19 protein-coding genes are annotated in these 20600 nt (G+C 30.5%); 6 read left to right on the top strand and 13 right to left on the bottom strand.

Going from position 1 to position 20600, the window contains the following annotated elements; genetic code table 11:
• Nucleotides 1–60: 60 nt before the first annotated feature.
• Together ACSHW5_RS06930 and ACSHW5_RS06925 are read right to left on the bottom strand one after the other, a co-directional pair.
• Nucleotides 61–879: an alpha/beta hydrolase gene (locus ACSHW5_RS06930; protein WP_435675389.1), complete on the bottom strand. Its 819-nt coding sequence runs from the start codon at nt 877–879 to the stop codon at nt 61–63.
• A 59-nt stretch (nt 880–938) separates the two neighbouring features.
• The gene (locus tag ACSHW5_RS06925; protein ID WP_435675388.1) at nt 939–2393 is read right to left on the bottom strand and encodes an MATE family efflux transporter; all 1455 of its coding nucleotides are present in this window, start codon (nt 2391–2393) and stop codon (nt 939–941) included.
• Nucleotides 2394–2489: 96 nt separating this feature from the next.
• Between ACSHW5_RS06925 and ACSHW5_RS06920 the strand changes: the two genes are divergently transcribed.
• Genes ACSHW5_RS06920 through ACSHW5_RS06910 form a run of 3 tightly spaced genes read left to right on the top strand, consistent with a single transcriptional unit; the run spans nt 2490 to nt 5505 of the window.
• Complete coding sequence (locus ACSHW5_RS06920; RefSeq protein ID WP_435675387.1) at nt 2490–3485, top strand: NAD(P)H-dependent glycerol-3-phosphate dehydrogenase; 996 nt, start codon at nt 2490–2492, stop codon at nt 3483–3485.
• A gap of 43 nt (nt 3486–3528) precedes the next feature.
• Nucleotides 3529–4188: a hypothetical protein gene (locus tag ACSHW5_RS06915; RefSeq protein ID WP_435675386.1), complete on the top strand. Its 660-nt coding sequence runs from the start codon at nt 3529–3531 to the stop codon at nt 4186–4188.
• 48 nt (nt 4189–4236) lie between these two features.
• The gene (locus ACSHW5_RS06910) at nt 4237–5505 is read left to right on the top strand and encodes an MFS transporter (protein WP_435675385.1); all 1269 of its coding nucleotides are present in this window, start codon (nt 4237–4239) and stop codon (nt 5503–5505) included.
• An 80-nt stretch (nt 5506–5585) separates the two neighbouring features.
• On the opposite strand, the gene ACSHW5_RS06905 is transcribed toward ACSHW5_RS06910, so the two are convergent.
• Nucleotides 5586–5921, bottom strand: a complete 336-nt coding sequence (locus tag ACSHW5_RS06905; protein WP_435675384.1) for a hypothetical protein — start codon at nt 5919–5921, stop codon at nt 5586–5588.
• 491 nt (nt 5922–6412) lie between these two features.
• Here ACSHW5_RS06905 and ACSHW5_RS06900 point away from each other — a divergent pair, with 491 nt between their 5' ends.
• Complete coding sequence (locus ACSHW5_RS06900; RefSeq protein ID WP_435675383.1) at nt 6413–9697, top strand: S8 family serine peptidase; 3285 nt, start codon at nt 6413–6415, stop codon at nt 9695–9697.
• A gap of 200 nt (nt 9698–9897) precedes the next feature.
• Here ACSHW5_RS06900 and recA read toward each other — a convergent pair whose 3' ends face one another.
• Nucleotides 9898–10905: a recombinase RecA gene (recA, locus tag ACSHW5_RS06895; protein ID WP_435675382.1), complete on the bottom strand. Its 1008-nt coding sequence runs from the start codon at nt 10903–10905 to the stop codon at nt 9898–9900.
• Nucleotides 10906–11019: 114 nt separating this feature from the next.
• On the opposite strand from recA, the gene ACSHW5_RS06890 reads away from it, so the two are divergent.
• Together ACSHW5_RS06890 and ACSHW5_RS06885 are read left to right on the top strand one after the other, a co-directional pair.
• Nucleotides 11020–11811: an aldose 1-epimerase gene (locus ACSHW5_RS06890; RefSeq protein WP_435675381.1), complete on the top strand. Its 792-nt coding sequence runs from the start codon at nt 11020–11022 to the stop codon at nt 11809–11811.
• 1 nt (nt 11812) lies between these two features.
• Nucleotides 11813–12382 (top strand): pseudouridine synthase, encoded by a 570-nt coding sequence (locus ACSHW5_RS06885; protein WP_435675380.1) that lies wholly within the window; start codon nt 11813–11815, stop codon nt 12380–12382.
• Between the two features lie 50 nt (nt 12383–12432).
• Here the strand turns inward: ACSHW5_RS06885 and ACSHW5_RS06880 are convergent, their stop codons facing one another.
• From ACSHW5_RS06880 to ACSHW5_RS06840, 9 genes are all read right to left on the bottom strand, one after another.
• Nucleotides 12433–12636, bottom strand: coding sequence for a hypothetical protein (locus tag ACSHW5_RS06880; protein ID WP_435675379.1), 204 nt, complete (start codon nt 12634–12636; stop codon nt 12433–12435).
• Nucleotides 12637–12719: 83 nt separating this feature from the next.
• On the bottom strand, nt 12720–14033 hold the full coding sequence (gene sufD, locus ACSHW5_RS06875) for a Fe-S cluster assembly protein SufD (protein ID WP_435675378.1): 1314 nt from the start codon (nt 14031–14033) through the stop codon (nt 12720–12722).
• Between the two features lie 144 nt (nt 14034–14177).
• Nucleotides 14178–14924, bottom strand: a complete 747-nt coding sequence (gene sufC / locus ACSHW5_RS06870; protein WP_435675377.1) for a Fe-S cluster assembly ATPase SufC — start codon at nt 14922–14924, stop codon at nt 14178–14180.
• 42 nt (nt 14925–14966) lie between these two features.
• Complete coding sequence (locus ACSHW5_RS06865; protein ID WP_435675376.1) at nt 14967–15806, bottom strand: N-acyl homoserine lactonase family protein; 840 nt, start codon at nt 15804–15806, stop codon at nt 14967–14969.
• Nucleotides 15803–16135 carry a hypothetical protein gene (locus ACSHW5_RS06860; protein ID WP_435675375.1) on the bottom strand — a complete coding sequence of 111 codons (333 nt, stop codon included), beginning with the start codon at nt 16133–16135 and terminating at the stop codon, nt 15803–15805. Before ACSHW5_RS06860 ends, ACSHW5_RS06865 begins: the two co-directional genes overlap by 4 nt.
• A gap of 2 nt (nt 16136–16137) precedes the next feature.
• The gene (gene sufB / locus ACSHW5_RS06855; RefSeq protein ID WP_435675374.1) at nt 16138–17586 is read right to left on the bottom strand and encodes a Fe-S cluster assembly protein SufB; all 1449 of its coding nucleotides are present in this window, start codon (nt 17584–17586) and stop codon (nt 16138–16140) included.
• A gap of 74 nt (nt 17587–17660) precedes the next feature.
• Entirely contained in the window at nt 17661–18020 is a 360-nt protein-coding gene (locus ACSHW5_RS06850) for a four helix bundle protein (RefSeq protein WP_435675373.1), read from the bottom strand.
• Nucleotides 18021–18065: 45 nt separating this feature from the next.
• Nucleotides 18066–18395 carry a HesB/IscA family protein gene (locus tag ACSHW5_RS06845; protein ID WP_068447744.1) on the bottom strand — a complete coding sequence of 110 codons (330 nt, stop codon included), beginning with the start codon at nt 18393–18395 and terminating at the stop codon, nt 18066–18068.
• A 136-nt stretch (nt 18396–18531) separates the two neighbouring features.
• Nucleotides 18532–20451, bottom strand: coding sequence for a M1 family aminopeptidase (locus tag ACSHW5_RS06840; protein ID WP_435675372.1), 1920 nt, complete (start codon nt 20449–20451; stop codon nt 18532–18534).
• Between the last annotated feature and the right edge of the window lie 149 nt (nt 20452–20600).

Raw genomic sequence — 20600 nt, 5'->3', positions numbered from 1 at the left:
ATAATTTTATTTCAGAAGTTTCAATTCCTATTTAATGCTTGTTTTACGGTTATCAATGCTTTATAAATTAAATAAAAAAGTAAGTACTTCTAAAAACTCTGCTTTCCAAAAAGACTCTGTATGCTTGCCTTCTGGATGCACTTTTGTTTTTAAATTTTCTGATGGAAAACCAAGATCAATTAATAATTCTGCCATATTTTCGGTATCAGGAACCATAGAATCTCCTTCTTTATCACCAACCAATAAATAAAGCTTTGTATTTTTTTGATTTCCATTTTCTTCCGCAAATATAATTACTTTATTAGAAAACCAAAAAGAGGTAGAAAGCGCACCAATTTTACCAAAAACTTCAGGATATTTTAAGCCGCCATAAAAAGAAATCAAACCACCTAAAGAACTACCAATAATTGCAGTATTTTCTGCCGTAGCTTTTGTTCTGTAGTTTTTATCGATAAAAGGTTTGAGTTCATTAACTAAAAAATTGACATAAATTTCTCCTTTACCTCCACCATACTTTTCATGTGTCCAAGGCGTGTATTCTTCAATTCTTTTGTCGCCACCATTTTCAACTCCAACTACAATAAAGCTTTTACCTGTATTTTTATAAAGTTCATTTAACGTTTCATCAATTCCCCATTCACCCACAAAAGAAGTAGCATTATCAAATAAATTCTGAGCATCATGCATATAAATGACCCCATATTTTTCTGTTGATGTTTTATAATTTGGGGGTAAATACAACCAAACTTTATGCGAAAGAGTGTTTAAACCATCAATAATAAATGTTTTTTCTAAAATGGTAACATTTGCACTTTTTGTAGAAATTTTTTCCGAAGATATTTCAGATTTGATTTCTTTTTTTTCCACTGATTTTTTCACTTTACAAGCGTTAAAAACAAGTAGAAAAGCTAAAAATAAAATTTGTATTTTATACATAATTAGCGCTTTAAAATTTGTTTAATTTCCTTTTTTTCATTGAAAAAAATCAATCCAAAGAAAAAAACAATAGTTAAAATAGAAAACCAATATTGACCTCTAAACACATGAAATGAAATATAACCAAAACCTGTTGAAGCAACCAAATAACCCACAATTTTCTTAAGATTATACTCTATAGCATACTGTTTTTGTCCTATAAAATAAGAAACCATCATCATGGTACCAAAAGCCAATAACGTTGCCCAAGCAGAAGCCATAAAGCCAATTTTAGGAATCATTACAAGATTAAAAACAATAGTAATTAAAGCGCCTAATATAGAAAAATACATTCCATATTTTGTTTTATCTGTTAGTTTATACCAAACAGATAAATTATTGTAAATACCCAATAATAAATTTGCCAAAAGTATAATTGGCACAATAGAAAGTGCCTCAAAATATTCCGATTTCCCTAATAAAATAGTTGCAAATAAATCAATAAAAACAACCACAAATAACATAAAAAATGATCCAAAAATAGTAAACCAATTTAAAATTCTAGCATAGGTTTCTTTGGCATTTTTTTTATGAGCATTGTTAAAGAAAAAAGGTTCTGCACCTAAGCGAAATGCAAAAATGTACAAGGTCATAAAAACACCCAATTTATAACAAGCTGCGTAAATTCCCATTTGCTTTTCACCCAAAATACTGCCTAATAAAAGTTTGTCTAAATTTTCATTGGTAACAAAGGCCAAACTTCCAATCATTATTGGAAAACTATATTGAAACATTCTTTTAAACAAGGAAAAGTCGAACTCGAATTTAAACTTAAAAACAGCAGGAAAAAGCAATACAAAAGTAGATAAACTTGCAACGGTACCGGCCACAAAAATGTGAATTACCTTTGGATATTCTTGATAATAATTTACAATAAATTCTGGCAAATAAATTCCATTTTTAATAGCATGCGGAACATACCATAAAAAGAACACGTTTAAAATGGTAAAAACACCAATATTTAAAATTTTAATTGCCGTAAATTTTACGGGTTTGTTGGTAACTCTTAAATATGCAAAAGGCACCACAACTAAGGTGTCTAACGTAATTGTATACACCAATAATTTAAAAAATAACGGGGTTTTAAAACCGAAGAAAACAGCAATTTCATTATTAAAAAACAACGCTAAACACAAGAAAATTAGTGTAGAAATAAGCAAACTAATAAATGAGGTAGACAGCACTTTTCCTTTCTCTTTTTCCTTTGAAAAAAAACGAAAAAAAGCGGTTTCCATTCCAAAAGTTAAAAGCGCATTTAAATACGCTGCATACACATAATAGTCTGTATTTACGGCGTATTTTGCTGCATCTAACGTTGAAGTATGCAGTTTTACTAAAAAAATGTTGATTGCACGAGGCAAAACAGCAGCAATTCCGTAAATTATGGTGTCTTTAAAAAATCGTTTTAAGGAACTCAATATGTATAATTAAAGTATACAAATATAATAATTCAAAAATGCAATCATCAATAGTTAATAGTTTTATTACTTTTGATATAAAAAAAACAATAAATTATGAGTGAACAGAAAAAAATAGCAGTTTTTGGAGGAGGAAGTTGGGCAACTGCCATTGCAAAAATGTTATCTGAAAACTTAGAAACAGTTGGTTGGTACATGAGAAATGAACAAGCCATTGAGCATATAAAAGAAAACGATCACAATCCTAATTATTTACAATCTGCAGATGTTGATGCACGTCAGTTAGATTTATCTAGCGATATTAATTATACCGTAGAAAATTACGATATTCTTATTTTTGCAATTCCTTCTGCATTTTTAACGAGTGAATTAAACAAATTAACCTCTTCTTTAGAGGGCAAAATAATCTTTTCTGCAATTAAAGGTATTGTACCAGAAACTGGCCTTATAATTGGCGAGCATTTTAATATTCATTACAATATTCCATTAGAAAACATAGGTGTAATTACAGGTCCTTGCCATGCAGAAGAAGTAGCAATGGAACGTTTATCTTATTTAACAATTGCTTGCATAGATACAGAAAAAGCAAATTTAATAAGTAATTCTTTAAAAAATTGGTACATAAAAACTAAGATTTCTGATGATATTATTGGTACAGAATATGCAGCCATGTTAAAAAATATTTATGCTGTAGCCGCTGGGATTGCTCACGGTTTGGGGTATGGAGATAATTTTCAGGCGGTATTAATGAGTAATGCTATTAGAGAAATGAAACGTTTTATTAAAAAAGTTCATAAAATGAAACGAAACATTAACAACTCTGCTTATTTAGGAGATTTATTGGTAACAGGGTATTCTTCTTTTAGTAGAAATAGGCTTTTTGGTAATATGGTAGGTAAAGGATATACAGTAAAATCTGCGCAATTAGAAATGAGTATGGTTGCAGAAGGCTATTATGCAACAAAAAGTGCCTATAAAATGACCAAAGAAAATGGCGCTAACACTCCTATTATTGATGCCGTTTACAATGTTTTATATGATAATAAAAATGCAAAAAAAGAATTTAAAAAGTTAACGGATAAATTAGATTAATTGTTTAATTTTGAACATTACTTTATTTTATTAAACATTAACCATGAAAACCATACAAGAAGTTGTAGAAAGTACCATCAGAAAAACGCCTTTTATAGAAGAAGCGTTAAATGAAAAATTAATAAATGTTTCTTCTTTGGCAAGAATCATTTTACCAGAAGTATCTGCAACATTAAAAAAAGATGTAAAAGTTGGCGCAGTAATGATGGCCATAAACAGGCTTTCTCCTGCAAGTGAATTACGCATTAGAAAGAACATAAAAAAGTTAGCTTTAGATTTAGGAGACGTAATTGTGCGTTCTGATTTATGCGATTTTACCTTTAAAAACACGCCTTCGTTATTAAAAGAAATTGCCAAAATATTAACCACAACTTCAGAAAATTCTGATTATTTCCTAACCGTTTCTCAAGGAATTTTTGAAACCAATATAGTAACAAGTAAAAATTTGCAGCCTTTTGTAAAAGAAATATTTGAGCAAGAAACCCTTACTCATAGCATGTTAGAATTGGCTTCTATCACCATTAAATTACCAAAAGAAAACTTGGCACAATCTGGTGTGTATTACTTTATTTTAAAACAATTAGCTTGGGCAGATATTCCGTTACAAGAAATAATCTCAACTACTAATGAAATGACAATTGTTGTAAAAGAAGAAGATATAAATCAGACTTTTGCTATTTTAATGGACATGAAATTAAGCTAATACAAGGCAGCTTTTATAGTAAAATAAGCATTATAAAATTAAGTAAGAATGGCAAAGCATGACCCTTATGCAGCTTTAAAAATTAAAGAGTTTAATATTTTTCTATTTGTACGATTTCTACTAGTTTTTGGTTGGTCTATGCAATTTATTGTCATAGAATGGCAAGTTTATAGTATTACAAAAGACCCTTTATCACTAGGTATTATTGGTTTAATGGAAATTATACCCGCATTTTCTATGGCCTTATTTGCAGGTCATATTGTAGATCAAAATGAAAAAAGAAACTTATTAGCCCTTTGTACAGCTGCATTTTCTTTAATTAGTTTAGGTTTATTTTTACTAACTTCAGAAAGCATAGTTGGTAGTTGGTCTACACATAAAATTCTTTATTCCATTTATGCTTTGGTTTTTTTCGGTGGATTTTTACGTTCTTTTTTTGGCCCTACTATTTTCTCATTAGTGGCATTATTAGTTCCCAAAAAAATATATCACAATGCTGCAACATGGAGCAGCAGTACTTGGAAAACAGCATCGGTTACAGGAGCTCTTTTTGGAGGATTCTCTATAAGTTGGATTGGTGTAGACATGACTCTTTGCTTGGTTTTTGTTCTTGTAGTTTTATCACTTATTGTACTTTTTCAAATTAAAAAGAAACCAATTTTAAATAAAAAAATTGGAGAACCCATGCGCGAAAGTTTAAAAGCCGGAGTAAAATTTGTTTTTCAAAGCAAAGCTATTTTAGGCGTTTTAACCTTAGATATGATTGCTGTATTATTTGGAGGAACAGTAGCCATTTTATCTGTTTTTGCCCAAGATGTTTTAAAAGTTGGTCCAGAAGGTTTTGGTATATTAAATGCGTCTATTTCTTTAGGAAGTATTGTAACCATGCTCTTAACAACCTACATTCCTATTAACAAAAGTACAGGTAAAAAAATGTTGATTTCTGTCTTTCTTTTTGGGTTAAGTATTATTGCTTTTGGATTATCTTCTATTTTCTGGGTAAGTATTTTAGCATTATTTATGAGTGGTGCTGCAGACGGAATTTCTATGGTAATTCGTCAAACTATTTTACAATTAAAAACACCAGATGATATGCGTGGTAGAGTTTCTTCTGTAAACTCTATGTTTGTAGGTTCTTCTAATGAGCTAGGTGCTTTTGAAAGTGGCTTGGCAGCTAAATTAATTGGTCCAGTTGCTGCAGTGGTTTTTGGCGGAACAATGACGTTAATTACTGTGGTTGCTATAGGTGCATTAAACCCTACCTTACGAGAATTAGATTTAACAAAAGATATTGAAGAAAACGATAAAGAAGAATAATTGCTTTTTTAAAATGAACTATTAAAAAATTGACTAAAAAAACCGCCAAACTAAAAACTAGTGAAGCGGTTGTAAAATTATTATTTTTCTTCTTTTAATGCGGTAATAGAATTTACTTCCTGCAAGTCTTCTGTTGGATTTCCTTCTTCATCCAACACTTCAATTTTTTTAAGTACCCATGTAATGCTGAATTTTTTTCCTATAAATTCATCATCATACAAAGCAATATCAATATTTTCATCAATATCATAGAATAAAATGGTAGCTCCTTCAGCATTTTCAAATTTAAAATAATCAGCTTCTGTAACTCCTTTAAAAGTTGCAACCGTATTGTTGTTCTCTTGAGCGGAAATAGTGTTTATGGATAATGATAAGGTAATAAACAGCACGCATGCTGCAGTATATAATGTTTTCATGATTTTTAATATTTAGATTGTTTTTATGTAAAGTATTGTAGTTTTCCTTTTCTAAAAAAGAACTACTTAAAACAGAATAACGATGGACTATATGTTCATAAGCCTAAATATTATTGATAACCTATAGTAAATGTACACTTTTTTTTAATTCAATATTATAATTGCTATTATTTTTTTACTTTTTTTTATTACTATTTTTTTAAACAACACAAAAAACACATGTTATTGATTTACAATTAATTAATCCACAGACTTCGCGCATAAAATTGCCTTTTATTTATCAACAAACAACCCTTTTTTTTCAATTATAAAACATAATAGGTGAAATGATATTTAAATTCTTACAAGAAAAAGCTTTTAAACTTCTACACTTTTTTGTTTTTAAAATATTGAAGAAAAAATAAGTTACTGATACTGTTAAAAAATAAATATAATTTAACAAAAAGACTATATTTGCTCATAAACCATAAAAAAAGTTTAAATTATATAGTATGAGATACAAATACCCTAAAAAATTACTTTTTTCTATTTTACTTATTTCTAGTTCCATCTTGGCGCAAAACCAACAAGAAAGACTAAAAATAACTAAAAGTTATGATCTTTCTAAATTATCCAATTTAAAGGAAAAATTTGAACAAGATTTCACCACTAAAAAAAACAAAGCCTTACAGCTTGCCATACAAAAAGGTTGGAAAATTAAATACACAAAAAATGGCTCTTATTATGAGTTGATGCAAGTTTCTAAAGAAGGAAAACCAATTTATTTTAAAACTGATAACGTAGATGCCGCGATATCTACAAGAGCAAATTTTATGCATAATAATGGCGGTCTTGGTTTAAATATTGAAGGACAAGGAATGACAGCCTATGTTTGGGATGGTGGCTTGGCAAGAAGCACACATCAAGAATATGACGGAGAAGGCGGAGAAGATAGGTTTTCTATCGGAGATGGTACAACCGAATTAAATTTTCATGCCGCACATGTTATGGGAACCATTATTGCTTCTGGTTTTGAACCAGCTGCTAAAGGGATGGCGCCAAAAGCAAAAGGGATAGGAAATGATTGGACAAATGATTTAGCAGAAGCCACAGAAGCAGCCGCTAATGGAATGTTAATTTCTAATCATTCTTATGGTTATGGTGCTGATGCAATTCCAGATTGGTGGTTTGGAGCATATACTGATGATGCCAGAGGTTGGGATGAGTTACTTTATAACGCTCCGTATTACCTAAAAGTTGTTTCTGCAGGAAATGATGGTTCAGACGCAACCTCTAATAGTATTCCTTTAGATGGAAATAATTTGTTTGACAAATTAAATGGAGATAAAACCTCAAAAAATAGTTTAATTATAGCAAACGGGCAAGATGCAGTAATTAATGCAGATGGTTCTTTAAATTCTGTTACTAGAAACTCTGGAAGTTCTGAAGGACCCACAGATGATTTAAGAGTAAAACCAGATTTAATGGGTAATGGAACAGGTTTGTATTCTAGTTATGAGTCTGCAGATGATGCTTATAATACCATTTCTGGTACATCAATGGCTTCACCAAATGTTGCCGGTTCTTTACTACTTTTACAACAATACTATAAAGAAACGTATGGCAATTTTATGCGTTCTGCAACCTTAAAAGGCTTGGCAATGCATACCGCTGATGATGCAGATATTCCTGGACCAGATGCAAATACAGGTTGGGGGTTATTAAACAATAAAGCTGCCGCAGAAACAATTGCAAAAAACGGATTTGAATCTTGGATTTCTGAAGAAGTTTTAAGCAACGGTAAAAGTTTTTCTATGACTGTAAAGTCTGATGGATTTAACCCTTTGTTAGCTTCTATTTCTTGGACAGACTTACCAGGTGTTGCTAATGAAGGTATAGAAAATGATCCAACGGCGGCTTTAGTAAATGATTTAGATATTAGAATTACAACAGAAAGTGAAGAATACAAACCTTGGAGACTAACCGGAGTTTACACAAATGAAAAAGGAGACAATTTAGTAGATCCTTTTGAAAGAATTAATATTGATAATCCTTCAGGAGAATACACTATAACGGTAACTCACAAAGGAACTTTATCCGAAGACCAACGTTTTTCTTTAATTGTAACGGGTATCTCTGGTGAGTTTTCTTTTATTGCTGATGTAAATGAAAAAGAAACCTGTGCAGATACAGATGCCGTTTTTAATTTTGAATATAGACAAGCTGTGGCAGGAACAACTCAATTTACCGCTGTTGGCACTCCTACAAACATGACCACTACATTTTCTACCCAATCCTTAAATGATAACGGTAGTTTTAATATTACTTTTGGAAATTTAGAAAATGTAGCTGCAGGACCTTACGATATAGAAGTTGTTGGAGACAATGGAAATGAAACTCAAAAAAGAACCATTAGAGTTGTAGTTTATCAGGATGATTTTTCTAAAAACCCTTCTAATTTAGAGTATCCAGCAAACGGAGAAAAAGGTATCTCATTTTCTAAAATTGGTTTACGTTGGATAAAAAACTTAAATGCAGAAAGTTACACAGTTCAAGTTTCAGACTCTCCTGCTTTTACCAACCTGCTTTTTACAAGTGAAGTTACCAATACTCTTTTTGAAATAGAAGACCTAGAAAGCAACGCTATCTATTACTGGAGAATTAAACCAAAAAATAGATGTGGCGAAGGAGAATATGCTACCATTTTTAGTTTTCAAACGGGTATTACAGATTGTTCTGATGTGTACACAGCTACAGATTTTACAAACGCTTCTGCAGAAACGTTTTCAACAAACCAAACTTTTTATGTGCCTATAGAAGTTACAGACAATTTATTAATAAACAGCATTTCTGTAACCACAGACATTACACATACAGACGTAAAAGATTTAACAATTGTTATCAAAGAACCAGAAGCAAACGGTGTAAAACAAGCGGTTTTATTATCACAAGTTTGTGATGATACAGATGACATAACAAACGTTACTTTTAGTGATGATGCTCCTGCGCTAATTTGTAATACAACAAAACCAGCAATTACCGGAATGGTAAGACCAGAAGATAAACTAAGTGGTTTTGGAGGTAAATTATCTAAAGGAACTTGGATTTTATCTATAAATGATTATGATTTATTTGATGGTGGACAAATAAATTCTGCTTCTATTACTATTTGTCAATCTATAGAAAACACCAACATTCCAACATTTTCATTTTCAGAATTAATGTTGGCAGGAAATGCTTCTTACACAATCACAAATAGCAGCATGCTAGCTTCTTCCACCTCAGAAACTGAAGAGCAACAAGTGTACACTTTAGTAGAAAAAACAGTTAAAGGAGCTTTGCAAAAAGATGGCGTGGTGTTAAACGTTGGAGACACTTTTACACAAGCAGATATTACGGCTAATAAAATAGTTTTTGTAAATTCTGAAACTATTTCTTTTACAGATAGCTTTAAAGTTGATATTACAAACGCAGCCAAAGGTTGGTTATCAAACCAAGAAATCACTATTACAGAAAACACCTTACAATTAGATGAATTTCTTATAAATAACATTTCTCTATGGCCAAACCCTGCTAAGGATATTTTAAACATCAGTTTACAAAACACTACAGACAAAAATGTAATCATAACGTTGTATGATGTGCAAGGGAGAAAAATAATGCATTCAGAAGACAGGTCATCTAACGCCTTATTTACTAAAGAAATTGATACCAAAAATATTACTTCTGGTATTTATTTAATAAGCATTCAGCAAGGAAACAAAAAAGCAACAAAAAAGATTATGATACATCATTAATCTTTCTATTTTATCACACAAAATGTGAGTTATAAAAAAGAGGACTAAATTTTAAAAAATTTAGTCCTCTTTTTAGTATGAAATAATTTCAAATCTAAAAATATCTTCATATTTAATTTTAAGCAAAAAAAAACTACTAGAGATTGATTACTTCTTTAGTAGTTTTTTATAATAACAACGGGTTACTCTTTTAAAAAAAATTATTCCTGATTTTCAATAGCACTTTTTATTTTACCTTCAAGTTCTGCCATTAATTCAGGATTGTCTTTAATCAATCCTTTCACAGCATCTCTACCTTGCCCTAGCTTTGTTTCCCCGTAACTAAACCAAGAGCCACTTTTCTTTATAATTCCTAATTCTACGCCAATATCTAAAACTTCACCAACTTTAGAAATACCTTCACCATACATAATATCAAATTCTGCAATTTGAAAAGGAGGCGCAACTTTGTTCTTTACAACTTTAACTTTGGTACTGTTTCCAATAACTCTATCTCCGTCTTTTATTTGTGTTCTTCTTCTAATATCTAAACGAACCGAGGCATAAAACTTTAAAGCATTACCACCTGTAGTTGTTTCTGGATTACCAAACATCACTCCAATTTTTTCTCTTAATTGGTTAATGAAAATAACCGTACAATTTGTTTTAGAAATAGTACCTGTTAATTTACGTAATGCCTGACTCATTAAACGTGCATGTAAGCCCATTTTAGAATCTCCCATTTCTCCTTCAATTTCACTTTTAGGAGTTAAAGCAGCAACAGAATCTATAACCACAATATCAATTGCACCAGAACGAATTAAATTTTCAGTAATTTCTAATGCCTGCTCTCCATGATCTGGCTGAGAAATAATTAAATTTTCTATATCAACACCTAAGTTTTCTGCATAAAAACGATCAAAAGCATGTTCTGCATCAATAAAAGCAGCAATTCCGCCAGCTTTTTGTGCCTCTGCAATAGCGTGCAATGTTAACGTTGTTTTACCAGAAGATTCTGGGCCATAAATTTCAATGACTCTACCTCTTGGATAACCGCCAACGCCTAAAGCTAAATCTAACCCCAATGAACCCGATGAAATAGCTTCTATATCTTCTACAGCAACATCGCCAAGCTTCATAACAGAGCCTTTTCCGTAGGTTTTATCTAATTTATCTAGAGTTAGTTGAAGTGCTTTTAACTTCGATTCTTTTTCTTTATCTTTTGCCATAAAATGGTACTTTTTTGTTTATTAAATAAGTGTGTCAAGTTACAAAAAAGTAAGTTCTAAATCCAAACAAATAACATTCAAATTTACAGTATTTTTACACAAATTATATCAATAATGAAATCAACAGTATTTTTAAACAACAAAGATTGTTCAGTAGGCATCGAAAAAGGAGAAATCATCAGTTTTCAAAAAAATAACGCAGAATATATTCATCAAAAAGGAAATAAAGGTTGGCGCAATTCTGATGATGAAATGTTTCCAATAATAGGTCCTACTTCTAAAAATAATTTTAAAGTTCACACTCAAAAAGGTGATGCTATTCAAGATCAGCATGGATTGTTGCGTGAGCTAGATTATGAGTTAATTTCATCGGATACAAACACGGCAAACTTCATTAAAAAATATGAAAAAGGCACTCAGATAAACAATAGTAAGTTTCCAGAAAAATCATCAGAAGAAAAACTCTTTTGGCCTTATGATTTTTCTTTTTATAAGAACTTTACCTTAAAAGATAATTGTTTAATCATCGATTTTATTATTATTTCTGAAATAGGAATGCCTTTTATGTTGGGGTATCATCCTGCTTTTTTATTATCGAATTCAGGCAAAGAAATTCTAATTTCTAAGAACACAAAAACCACTTTAGAAGATGTTTATAAAGCGGGCTCTAATGCTTTTCCTATTTTAAATTCTGATAAAATTATATTGAAAAATATTGATAAAGCGGATTTAGAAATTACCACAAAAAACTTTAACAATTTTATGTTATGGACAGAAGTAGATAACATGCTTTGTATAGAACCTATAACACAGTACACTTCTTATACCGATCAAAAATTTTCAGAAAAAAATATGAGTATCTCTAAAGGAAAAAATAATTTTCAGGTAACCATTAAAATCTTATAATTTGATAGAAAATCATCATCATTTTATAATTCACAAACCTTGGGGAATGATTTCTCAGTTTGTAAATCCCGCAAAGCGGAAAAAAAAATTATTGGGTGAATTGCATAATTTTCCTGAAGGAACCATGGCTATTGGCCGCTTAGATGTTGCTTCTGAAGGTTTATTATTATTAACTACAAATGGTAAAGTTTCCGCAGAAATTAGAAGTAGCAAGTTTGAAAAAGAATATTACGTTCAGGTAGATGGTCTTTTACATGAAGAAGCTGTAGAAAAACTAAAAAATGGCGTAGAAATTGGTTTTAATGGTAAAAAATACATTACAAAACCTAGCAAAGCTTTTTTAATTGATGACCCAAAATTTCCGTTACGAAGTCAGAAAATTAGAGATGAAAGACATGGGCCAACTAGTTGGGTGTCTATTATTATTAGAGAAGGTAAATTTAGACAAGTACGTAAAATGACTGCTGCTGTTGGTTTTCCTACTTTACGTTTAATTCGTGTTAGAATTGGTAATATTACCTTAAACGGATTAGAAGTTGGTAAGGTTTTAAAGGTAGATTCTTTGGTGTAAAATAAAAACTACCTTTAAAAAGTAGTTTTATACATAGTGCATCTTTTTATTTAACTTTTTCCCTTCATAAAACTAAGGGCAACTGCCACAATACCAAGAGCAATAGTAATAAAAGAATTTGTATTGTCTTGTGTTTCCAATAAATTTAAATCACCAATAGAAACTTGAGTTTCTGGCTGAATCATTGTATAAATACCGTATCCTAATAAAATAATTCCAGCAACTAACAGTACTGCTTTAATACTTTTATTCATAATTTTATGGTTTTTTTAAATATACAAAAAAACCACTCATTTCTGAGTGGTTAAATTTTTTAAACAAAATGCGTTTGCAAGAACTATAAGTCGAAACCAATATTTACGTTTAATTTCTCTGCAATTAACTTTGTAATACGTTGTTTAACTTCTGGTATTTTAACGCTTTCTAAAACCGTATTTGCAAATGCAAACATTAATAATGCTTTACCTTCTTTTTTAGGAATACCACGTTGTTGCATGTAAAATAAAGCCTCATCATCTAATTGACCTATAGTACAACCGTGAGAACATTTTACATCATCAGCAAAAATTTCTAGTTGCGGCTTTGCATTAATAGTTGCTTTATCACTAACCAAAACATTATTGTTTTGTTGATATGCATTTGTTTTCTGAGCCTCTTTATTTACAATAACTTTACCATTAAAAACCCCTGTAGAGCGTTCATCATAAATTCCTTTATAATCTTGATGAGATTCGCAATTTGGTTCTATATGATGTACCAACGTATGATGATCTACATGTTGTTTTCCTTCAATAATTGTAATTCCTTTTAAAATAGAATCTATGTATTCTCCTTTTTGATAAAAGTTTAAATTATTTCTAGTGATATTTCCTCCAAAAGAAAAAGTATGCACAGAGACTACACTGTTAGATTTTTGATCTACAAATGTATTATCTACTAATGATGCATTGCTGTCATCATTCTGAATTTTATAATAATCTACAAAAGCTCTTTTATCTGCAAAAATTTCTGTAACTGAATTTGTTAAAACAGGATTGCTTGTTAAACTTTGATGACGTTCTATAATTTGCACATGAGCATTCTCGCCAACAACAATTAAATTTCTAGGTTGTAGCATGGTTGCTGCTTCTGAACCTGTTGTAAAATTGATAACTTGAATTGGTTTTTTTACCTCTACATTTTTAGGAATATTTATATAAGCTCCTTCATTTGCAAATGCCGTATTTAGCGATGTTAAATTGTCTTGTTTTGCAATTTTATTAAAGTAGTTTTCTATAGTTGCTTTGTATTGTGGCTTTGTTAAAGCGGCAGACATTAAACAAACATCTACTGTATCATGTGTTGTTTCAGATAAAAACGAACTGTATTTTCCATCAACAAAAACAATTTTATACGTGTCTATGTCATGTATAAAATACTGTTTTACATCAGCCAACTCAATATTATTGGCCTTGTTAGGAAAAATACTATAGTCTTGTTTTAAAACTGAATTTAAAGAGGTGTATTTCCAAGCTTCCAACTTTTTTGTAGGAAAACCTAATGCTTCAAAATTTTGAAACGCTTTAGAGCGAATCTCATGAATATCAGAATTTATGTCAATTCCATTTTCAAAAGCTACGTATGATGATAATAATTTGTCTTTTAATTCCATTATTTCAGTCTTCAGTTGTCATTCTCAAGTTGGCAGTTTGCCAATTAGATATATAAATTGCTTTAATGACTAACTATTTTAATTTTATTTCTGTTTTAGCATGCAGTTTTTTGACTGCAAACTGCTACTGATTTTACTGCGAACTTATACAAGTTCCTTAATCCAATCATAACCTTTTGCTTCTAACTCTAAAGCCAAAGAAGCGTCTCCACTTTTTACAATTTTTCCATCGTGTAAAACGTGTACAAAATCTGGTACTATATACTCTAACAAACGTTGGTAGTGTGTAATTACAATTACCGCATTGTCTTTAGATTTTAATTTGTTAACCCCATTGGCAACAATACGCAACGCATCAATATCTAAACCAGAATCTGTTTCATCTAAAATAGCCAATTTTGGCTCTAGCATTGCCATTTGAAAAATTTCGTTACGTTTCTTTTCTCCTCCAGAAAAACCTTCGTTTAAAGAACGAGATAAGAATTTACGGTCTATTTCTAACAATTCAGATTTTTCTCTAATCATTTTTAACATGTCTTTTGCAGGCATGTCTTCTAAACCTTTTGCTTTACGAGTTTCATTAATAGCCGTTTTAATAAAGTTGGTTACAGAAACTCCAGGAATTTCTACAGGGTATTGAAAAGATAAAAACACACCGTTATGTGCTCTTTCTTCTGGTGCTAATTCGCTAATATCTTCACCATTTAATTCAATAGTTCCGCCAGTAACTTCATAATCTTCTTTACCTGCAATAATGTTAGCCAATGTACTTTTCCCAGCTCCATTAGGTCCCATAATTGCATGTACTTCACCTGCTTTTACTTCTAAATTCAATCCTTTTAAAATTGATTTATCGTCTATACTTGCTTGTAAATTTTCTATTTTTAACATTGTAATTTAGCTATATGCTTTAAGCTTTAAGCTTTAAGCGTTTTATTTTTTTAATAATTCTTCTAATTTTTTGAAAGATATTGGTGAATGTTGAATAATAACTTCTGCATCTTTTTCTTTTGCAAAAGCTTCAAATATCTCCATACTTTCTAACGTTTTTTTCACATCATAATTAAATGATGGAACTCCTTTTGTGTCTCTATTTTCTTCAAAATGATATAAATCTCCTGTTAATAAAACGGGTTTATCTAAACCAGCAACTTCAACATATAAAGATTGATGCCCAATTGTATGACCGGGTGTGTATTTAATAACTACAGTACCATCGCCAAAAATATCATAATCTCCTTTTATTTTTTGAACATTTTTTAATGCTGCTAAGGCAGGATTTTTAGTTTTTGCAGAATCTCCAACATTTGCATTGTATTCATTTTCTTGTACAATCCATTTTGCATCTTTCATTAGGTTTGCATGTCCTGTATGATCAAAATGAGAATGCGACATGGCAAAATATTTAAAATCTTCAATTTTAAAACCAATTGTTTTTAATTGATTCGCTAAAGAATCTGGTCTTTGAATTCTAAAAACACCGCTTGGCTCATCAAAAGGTTCTGGGATTACCAATTGTTCTGGCAAACCTGCGTCCCACATTAAATTTCCTTTTGGGTGAGAAATTACATAATACGCGTCTGTAAACTGTTTTGTTTGACCTGTATATGTAGTATCTTGAGAAAAAACTTCTAATTTTTTCACCAAAACAGAACCACCAACCAATTGAAATAATTTCACTTTTGGTTTCGAAGCTTCTTCAACCTTTTTTTCTGATTTTTTACAGCTTACAATGCTAATTGCAAGGAATAAGAATAAGATTTTTTTTATCATTTTAATTTTATATAATTTCTTCTTAAATAATAAAGAAGATTTGTAGCATACCAATTTGACATATTTGTACTTTTTCTATGATTAACTATTGAATAAAGAACGTCATCATTATGTAAAATTTCAATTGAAAGCCCTTTAGTTTTTGAAACATCATCATAAGTTTCTCTTTCTCTTATTATTATATTATTCTTTTCAGAAATTATACTAAATATGTTAAAAAAAGATTTTTTAGTTTCATTATGTTTTTTAATCAATAATGAATCAAACTTATAATTATCAATTAAATTTTTCTTAATTGAAGAATTGAATGTACTTTCTACAATTTTCATATTTATCCTACACTTCCTTCCAAAGAAATTTCTAATAACTTTTGAGCTTCAACAGCAAATTCCATTGGTAACTTATTTAAAACCTCTTTACTAAATCCGTTTACAATTAATGCAATGGCTTTTTCTGTATCTATACCACGTTGGTTACAGTAAAATAATTGTTCTTCACCAATTTTACTTGTTGTTGCTTCGTGTTCTATTTGTGCCGATTTATTTTTTACTTCTATATATGGAAACGTGTGTGCCCCACATGCATTACCCATCAATAAAGAATCGCACTGAGAAAAATTACGTGCATTTTCTGCTCTTGCATTTATCTGAACCAAACCTCTATATGAGTTTTGAGAATGTCCGGCAGAAATTCCTTTAGAAATAATGGTTGACTTGGTATTTTTACCCAAGTGAATCATTTTTGTACCCGTATCTGCTTGTTGATAATTGTTTGTTACTGCAATTGAGTAAAATTCACCCACAGAATTATTTCCTTTTAAAATACAAGAAGGATATTTCCAAGTTACAGCAGAACCTGTTTCTACTTGTGTCCAAGAAATTTTTGCATTGTTTTCACACAAGCCTCTTTTGGTTACAAAATTGTAAACGCCACCTTTTCCTTCTTTATTACCAGGGTACCAGTTTTGTACGGTAGAATATTTAATTTCTGCATCGTCCATGGCAATTAATTCTACCACCGCTGCATGTAATTGATTTTCATCTCTACTTGGAGCTGTACAACCTTCTAAATAAGAAACATAACTACCTTTGTCTGCAACTACTAAAGTTCTTTCAAATTGTCCTGTTCCTCCTTCATTAATTCTAAAATAGGTTGAAAGTTCCATCGGACAACGCACTCCTTTTGGAATGTAACAAAAAGATCCATCAGAAAAAACTGCCGAATTTAATGCTGCATAAAAGTTGTCTGTTGTTGGTACAACGGTTCCTAAATATTTTCTAACCAATTCTGGATGTTCTTGAATTGCTTCTGAAATTGGCATAAAAATAATTCCTTTTTCACCCAATGTCTTTTTAAAAGTAGTTGCTACAGAAACAGAATCCATAACAATATCTACAGCTACATTCGCTAATTTTTTTTGCTCATCTAAAGAAATTCCTAAACGCTTAAAAGTGTCTAACAATTCTGGATCTACTTCATCTAAAGAATTTAATTTAGGTTTCTTTTTTGGTGCAGAATAATACGCAATGTCTTGAAATTTTGGCTTCTCATAATGTACATTTGCCCATTCTGGTTCTACCATTTTTTCCCAAACTCTATAAGCTTCCAAACGCCAATTTGTCATCCATTCTGGCTCATTTTTCTTTTTAGAAATAGCGCGAACAACATCTTCACTTAATCCTACAGGAAATGTATCACTTTCTATATCTGTATAAAAACCGTATTTATATTCTTGGGTTTCTAATTCTTTTTCTAAATCTTCTTCGGTATACTTGCTCATTGTTCAAAAATTAAAAGATTAAAAGATTTAAAAATTATACAACTGAAAAACATTACATCTTTCAATACATAACTTTAATAAATCTCACTTCTTTTTAAATAGTTTATGAATTTGGATAATTGCTTAGAAATGTTTTCACTTTCAATTATTAATTCTTGTATATTTTTACTTTCTATATATTCTAATCGTTCACAAATTCTTAATAAACTTCTAACTTCTCCACAAGAACCTTTACTTATGTATAAGAATTTTACAAATTGTTTATTTGATTGTAATTCAAAACCTTCTGCAATATTTAATGGTATAGATAATACAGCTCTTTGAATTTGGTTTTTAATATTATAATCAAATAATTTAGAACTTGTTATTTTATAAATTTTGATTGAAAATTCAAATGCTTTTTGATACACTTCTAAATCTTCAAAACGCTTCATTTTAAATCTTTTAATTATTAAATCTTTTAATTTTTGAATAGTTTTCTACAAAGAAAACGATTCCCCACAACCACAAGTTCTGTTTGCGTTTGGATTGTTAAAAACAAATCCTTTTCCGTTTAACCCCCCAGAATATTCTAAGGTTGTGCCCACTAAGTATAAAAAACTCTTTTTATCAACAATGATTTTTACATCATTTTCTATAAAAACCTTATCGTTTTCTTCTTGTTTGTTATCAAAAGTTAAATCGTAAGATAAGCCCGAACAACCTCCGCTTTTTACGCCAACGCGTACAAAATCGGTTGCTGCATTAAAGCCATCATCGGTCATTAACTCTATGACTTTCTTTTTTGCTGTGTCTGAAACTTTTATCATAATTTTAAATAGATTAAATCTAAATAGGATGCAAATATACAACATAAGTCGAATAAAAACAGTAAACTTTCATTATGAAACCTAATTAAACAATTGGTTTTATTGATTGTTGTTTTAAAGCCTAGTTCAGGAAAAATTAATTCTTAATAATTTTTTTGTAAAAGTCTCCAAAATCTGTCTCTACTTTAACAAAATAAATCCCTTTACTAAGTTCATTAAGGTTTAATTGTTTGCTAGAAGTTGCTACTAGTTGTTTGCCCAAAATACTGTAAAGTACAGTACGTTTAACAACTATATTTTCAGAAGTTTTAATGGTTAAAATATCTTGGAATGGATTTGGATACACCGAAATATTTTCTGCAATAAAACTATTGTTTTCTACACCCAAGGTTACGGAATTGTTTCTAGAAATTAAATCTAAATTTGGATCAAATTGTACTGAACTTACCAGAAAAGTAACATTCTCTATAAATGTTTGCCCATTGCTTGTATTGTCTAAAATAAGGTCTAAAACTTCGCCATTTGCACCATTTAAACGAATAGGAACATTGCCTTCAAAAAAGGAAACAGAAACATGACTTTGGGTTTGATTTAGCGTAATGCTTACTTTATTTGTTTCTGGTTGATGCCACTCAACGGTATACGTTGGGTAACCTTGATTGTAAATCCAATCATTAAAAAACTCGTTTAAATCTAAATTACTTGAAGCTTCTAAATGCGTTATTAAATCTGGCGTTTTTGCATAACCATACGCCAAATTAGCATCTGTTAAATAGTTATTTAATCCACTAAAAAAATTAGTATCTCCTAATTTTTTTCGAAGCATGTGTAAAACCATTCCACCTTTACTATAAGACAATCTACTATTAAAAATTCTGTTTACACTTGTGGTATCTGCATCTGTTAAGTACACTGCGCCACCTGTTGATGAAGTAACAGAATTAATGGTAGAGTTTCTCCAATTTTTAAAACCTTCTTCTCCGTCTAAATGCTCTATTGTTAAACCAGATAAATAGGTGGCAAAACCTTCATTTAACCAAATATCTTTCCAACTTCCGCAGGTAACTTTATTTCCAAACCACTGATGCGCAAGCTCATGTGCAATTAAACCTCTGCTAAAATCTCCCATAAAAGAAACTGTAGTGTGTTCCATACCGCCACCCCAACCAAATTGAGCGTGCCCATATTTTTCATTTTCATACGGATATTTACCAAAAAGGTTGATAAAATTATTCATTATATCCACCGTAACTCCTGTACTACTTTCAGCATAAGACAAACTTTCTGGATACACATAATTTACAATAGGAAACGGATTTCCATTATTAGGAACATTATGTGAATAGGTTACATAATTAGTAACCGCAATGGCAATTAAATATGCAGGAATTGGATATTGATGTTTAAAGTGTGTGGTTTTTTGCCCTAAAGCTGTAGTTGTGCCTTGTTCTAAACCATTAGAAACAGAGGTATAGATTTCTGGCGCAGTAATATAAACATCAATTTCGTCTATTTTATCGTTCAAATCTTGCTTGCAAGGCCACCAACCTAAAGCACCATAAGGCTCGGAAAGTGTCCAAAGTACCGGCGTAGAAGATGAACCATGGGTTGAAACTTCAAAAGAACCAAAACCATTACTTGTAGGATTTCCGTTATATTCTATAGTTACTGAAGTTGCGCTATTGATTAACAACGTATTTTGAAGTGTAATTATTAATTCATCATTTGAATTTTGCGAAAAAGTTAACGAATTACCGTTTTGAATAACAGAAGTTACCGTCATATTATCATCTAAATCAAAAGTTACGGTAGATAAATCTTCTTTCGCTGTAAAGGTTGTGGTTACTTTTCCAGAAATAGTTGCCACAGCCGGATTTACAGTAAATTCTAATTTATGGTACGTAATATCGTAATTTGAAGTATTCGGATTTGCCCTAAAATGTATTTTTGTTGCCGCAGATTTTGCTTCTGCTTCTGCTATTTGCATAAGCTCTTGGGCAGCTGTATTTGTTATGTTGATAAAAAACAAAAAGAAGACTACAATAAAACGAATCATAACAAATGAATATTAAATGATTAAAGACACTTTATTTTGACACTAAAACAAGCTTTTACAGGTATCAAAAAGTGTTTTTTTCATGATTTAAATAATTGAAATCAAAAATACTATAAAAAATATAAACATTAGGTGTTAAAGTAGTTCTA

It is taken from the genome of Polaribacter sp., assembly GCF_051251875.1.
Classification (GTDB): domain Bacteria; phylum Bacteroidota; class Bacteroidia; order Flavobacteriales; family Flavobacteriaceae; genus Polaribacter.
The sequence above is the reverse complement of the archived record's forward strand: the minus strand, read 5'-3'. Positions and strand labels throughout refer to the sequence as shown.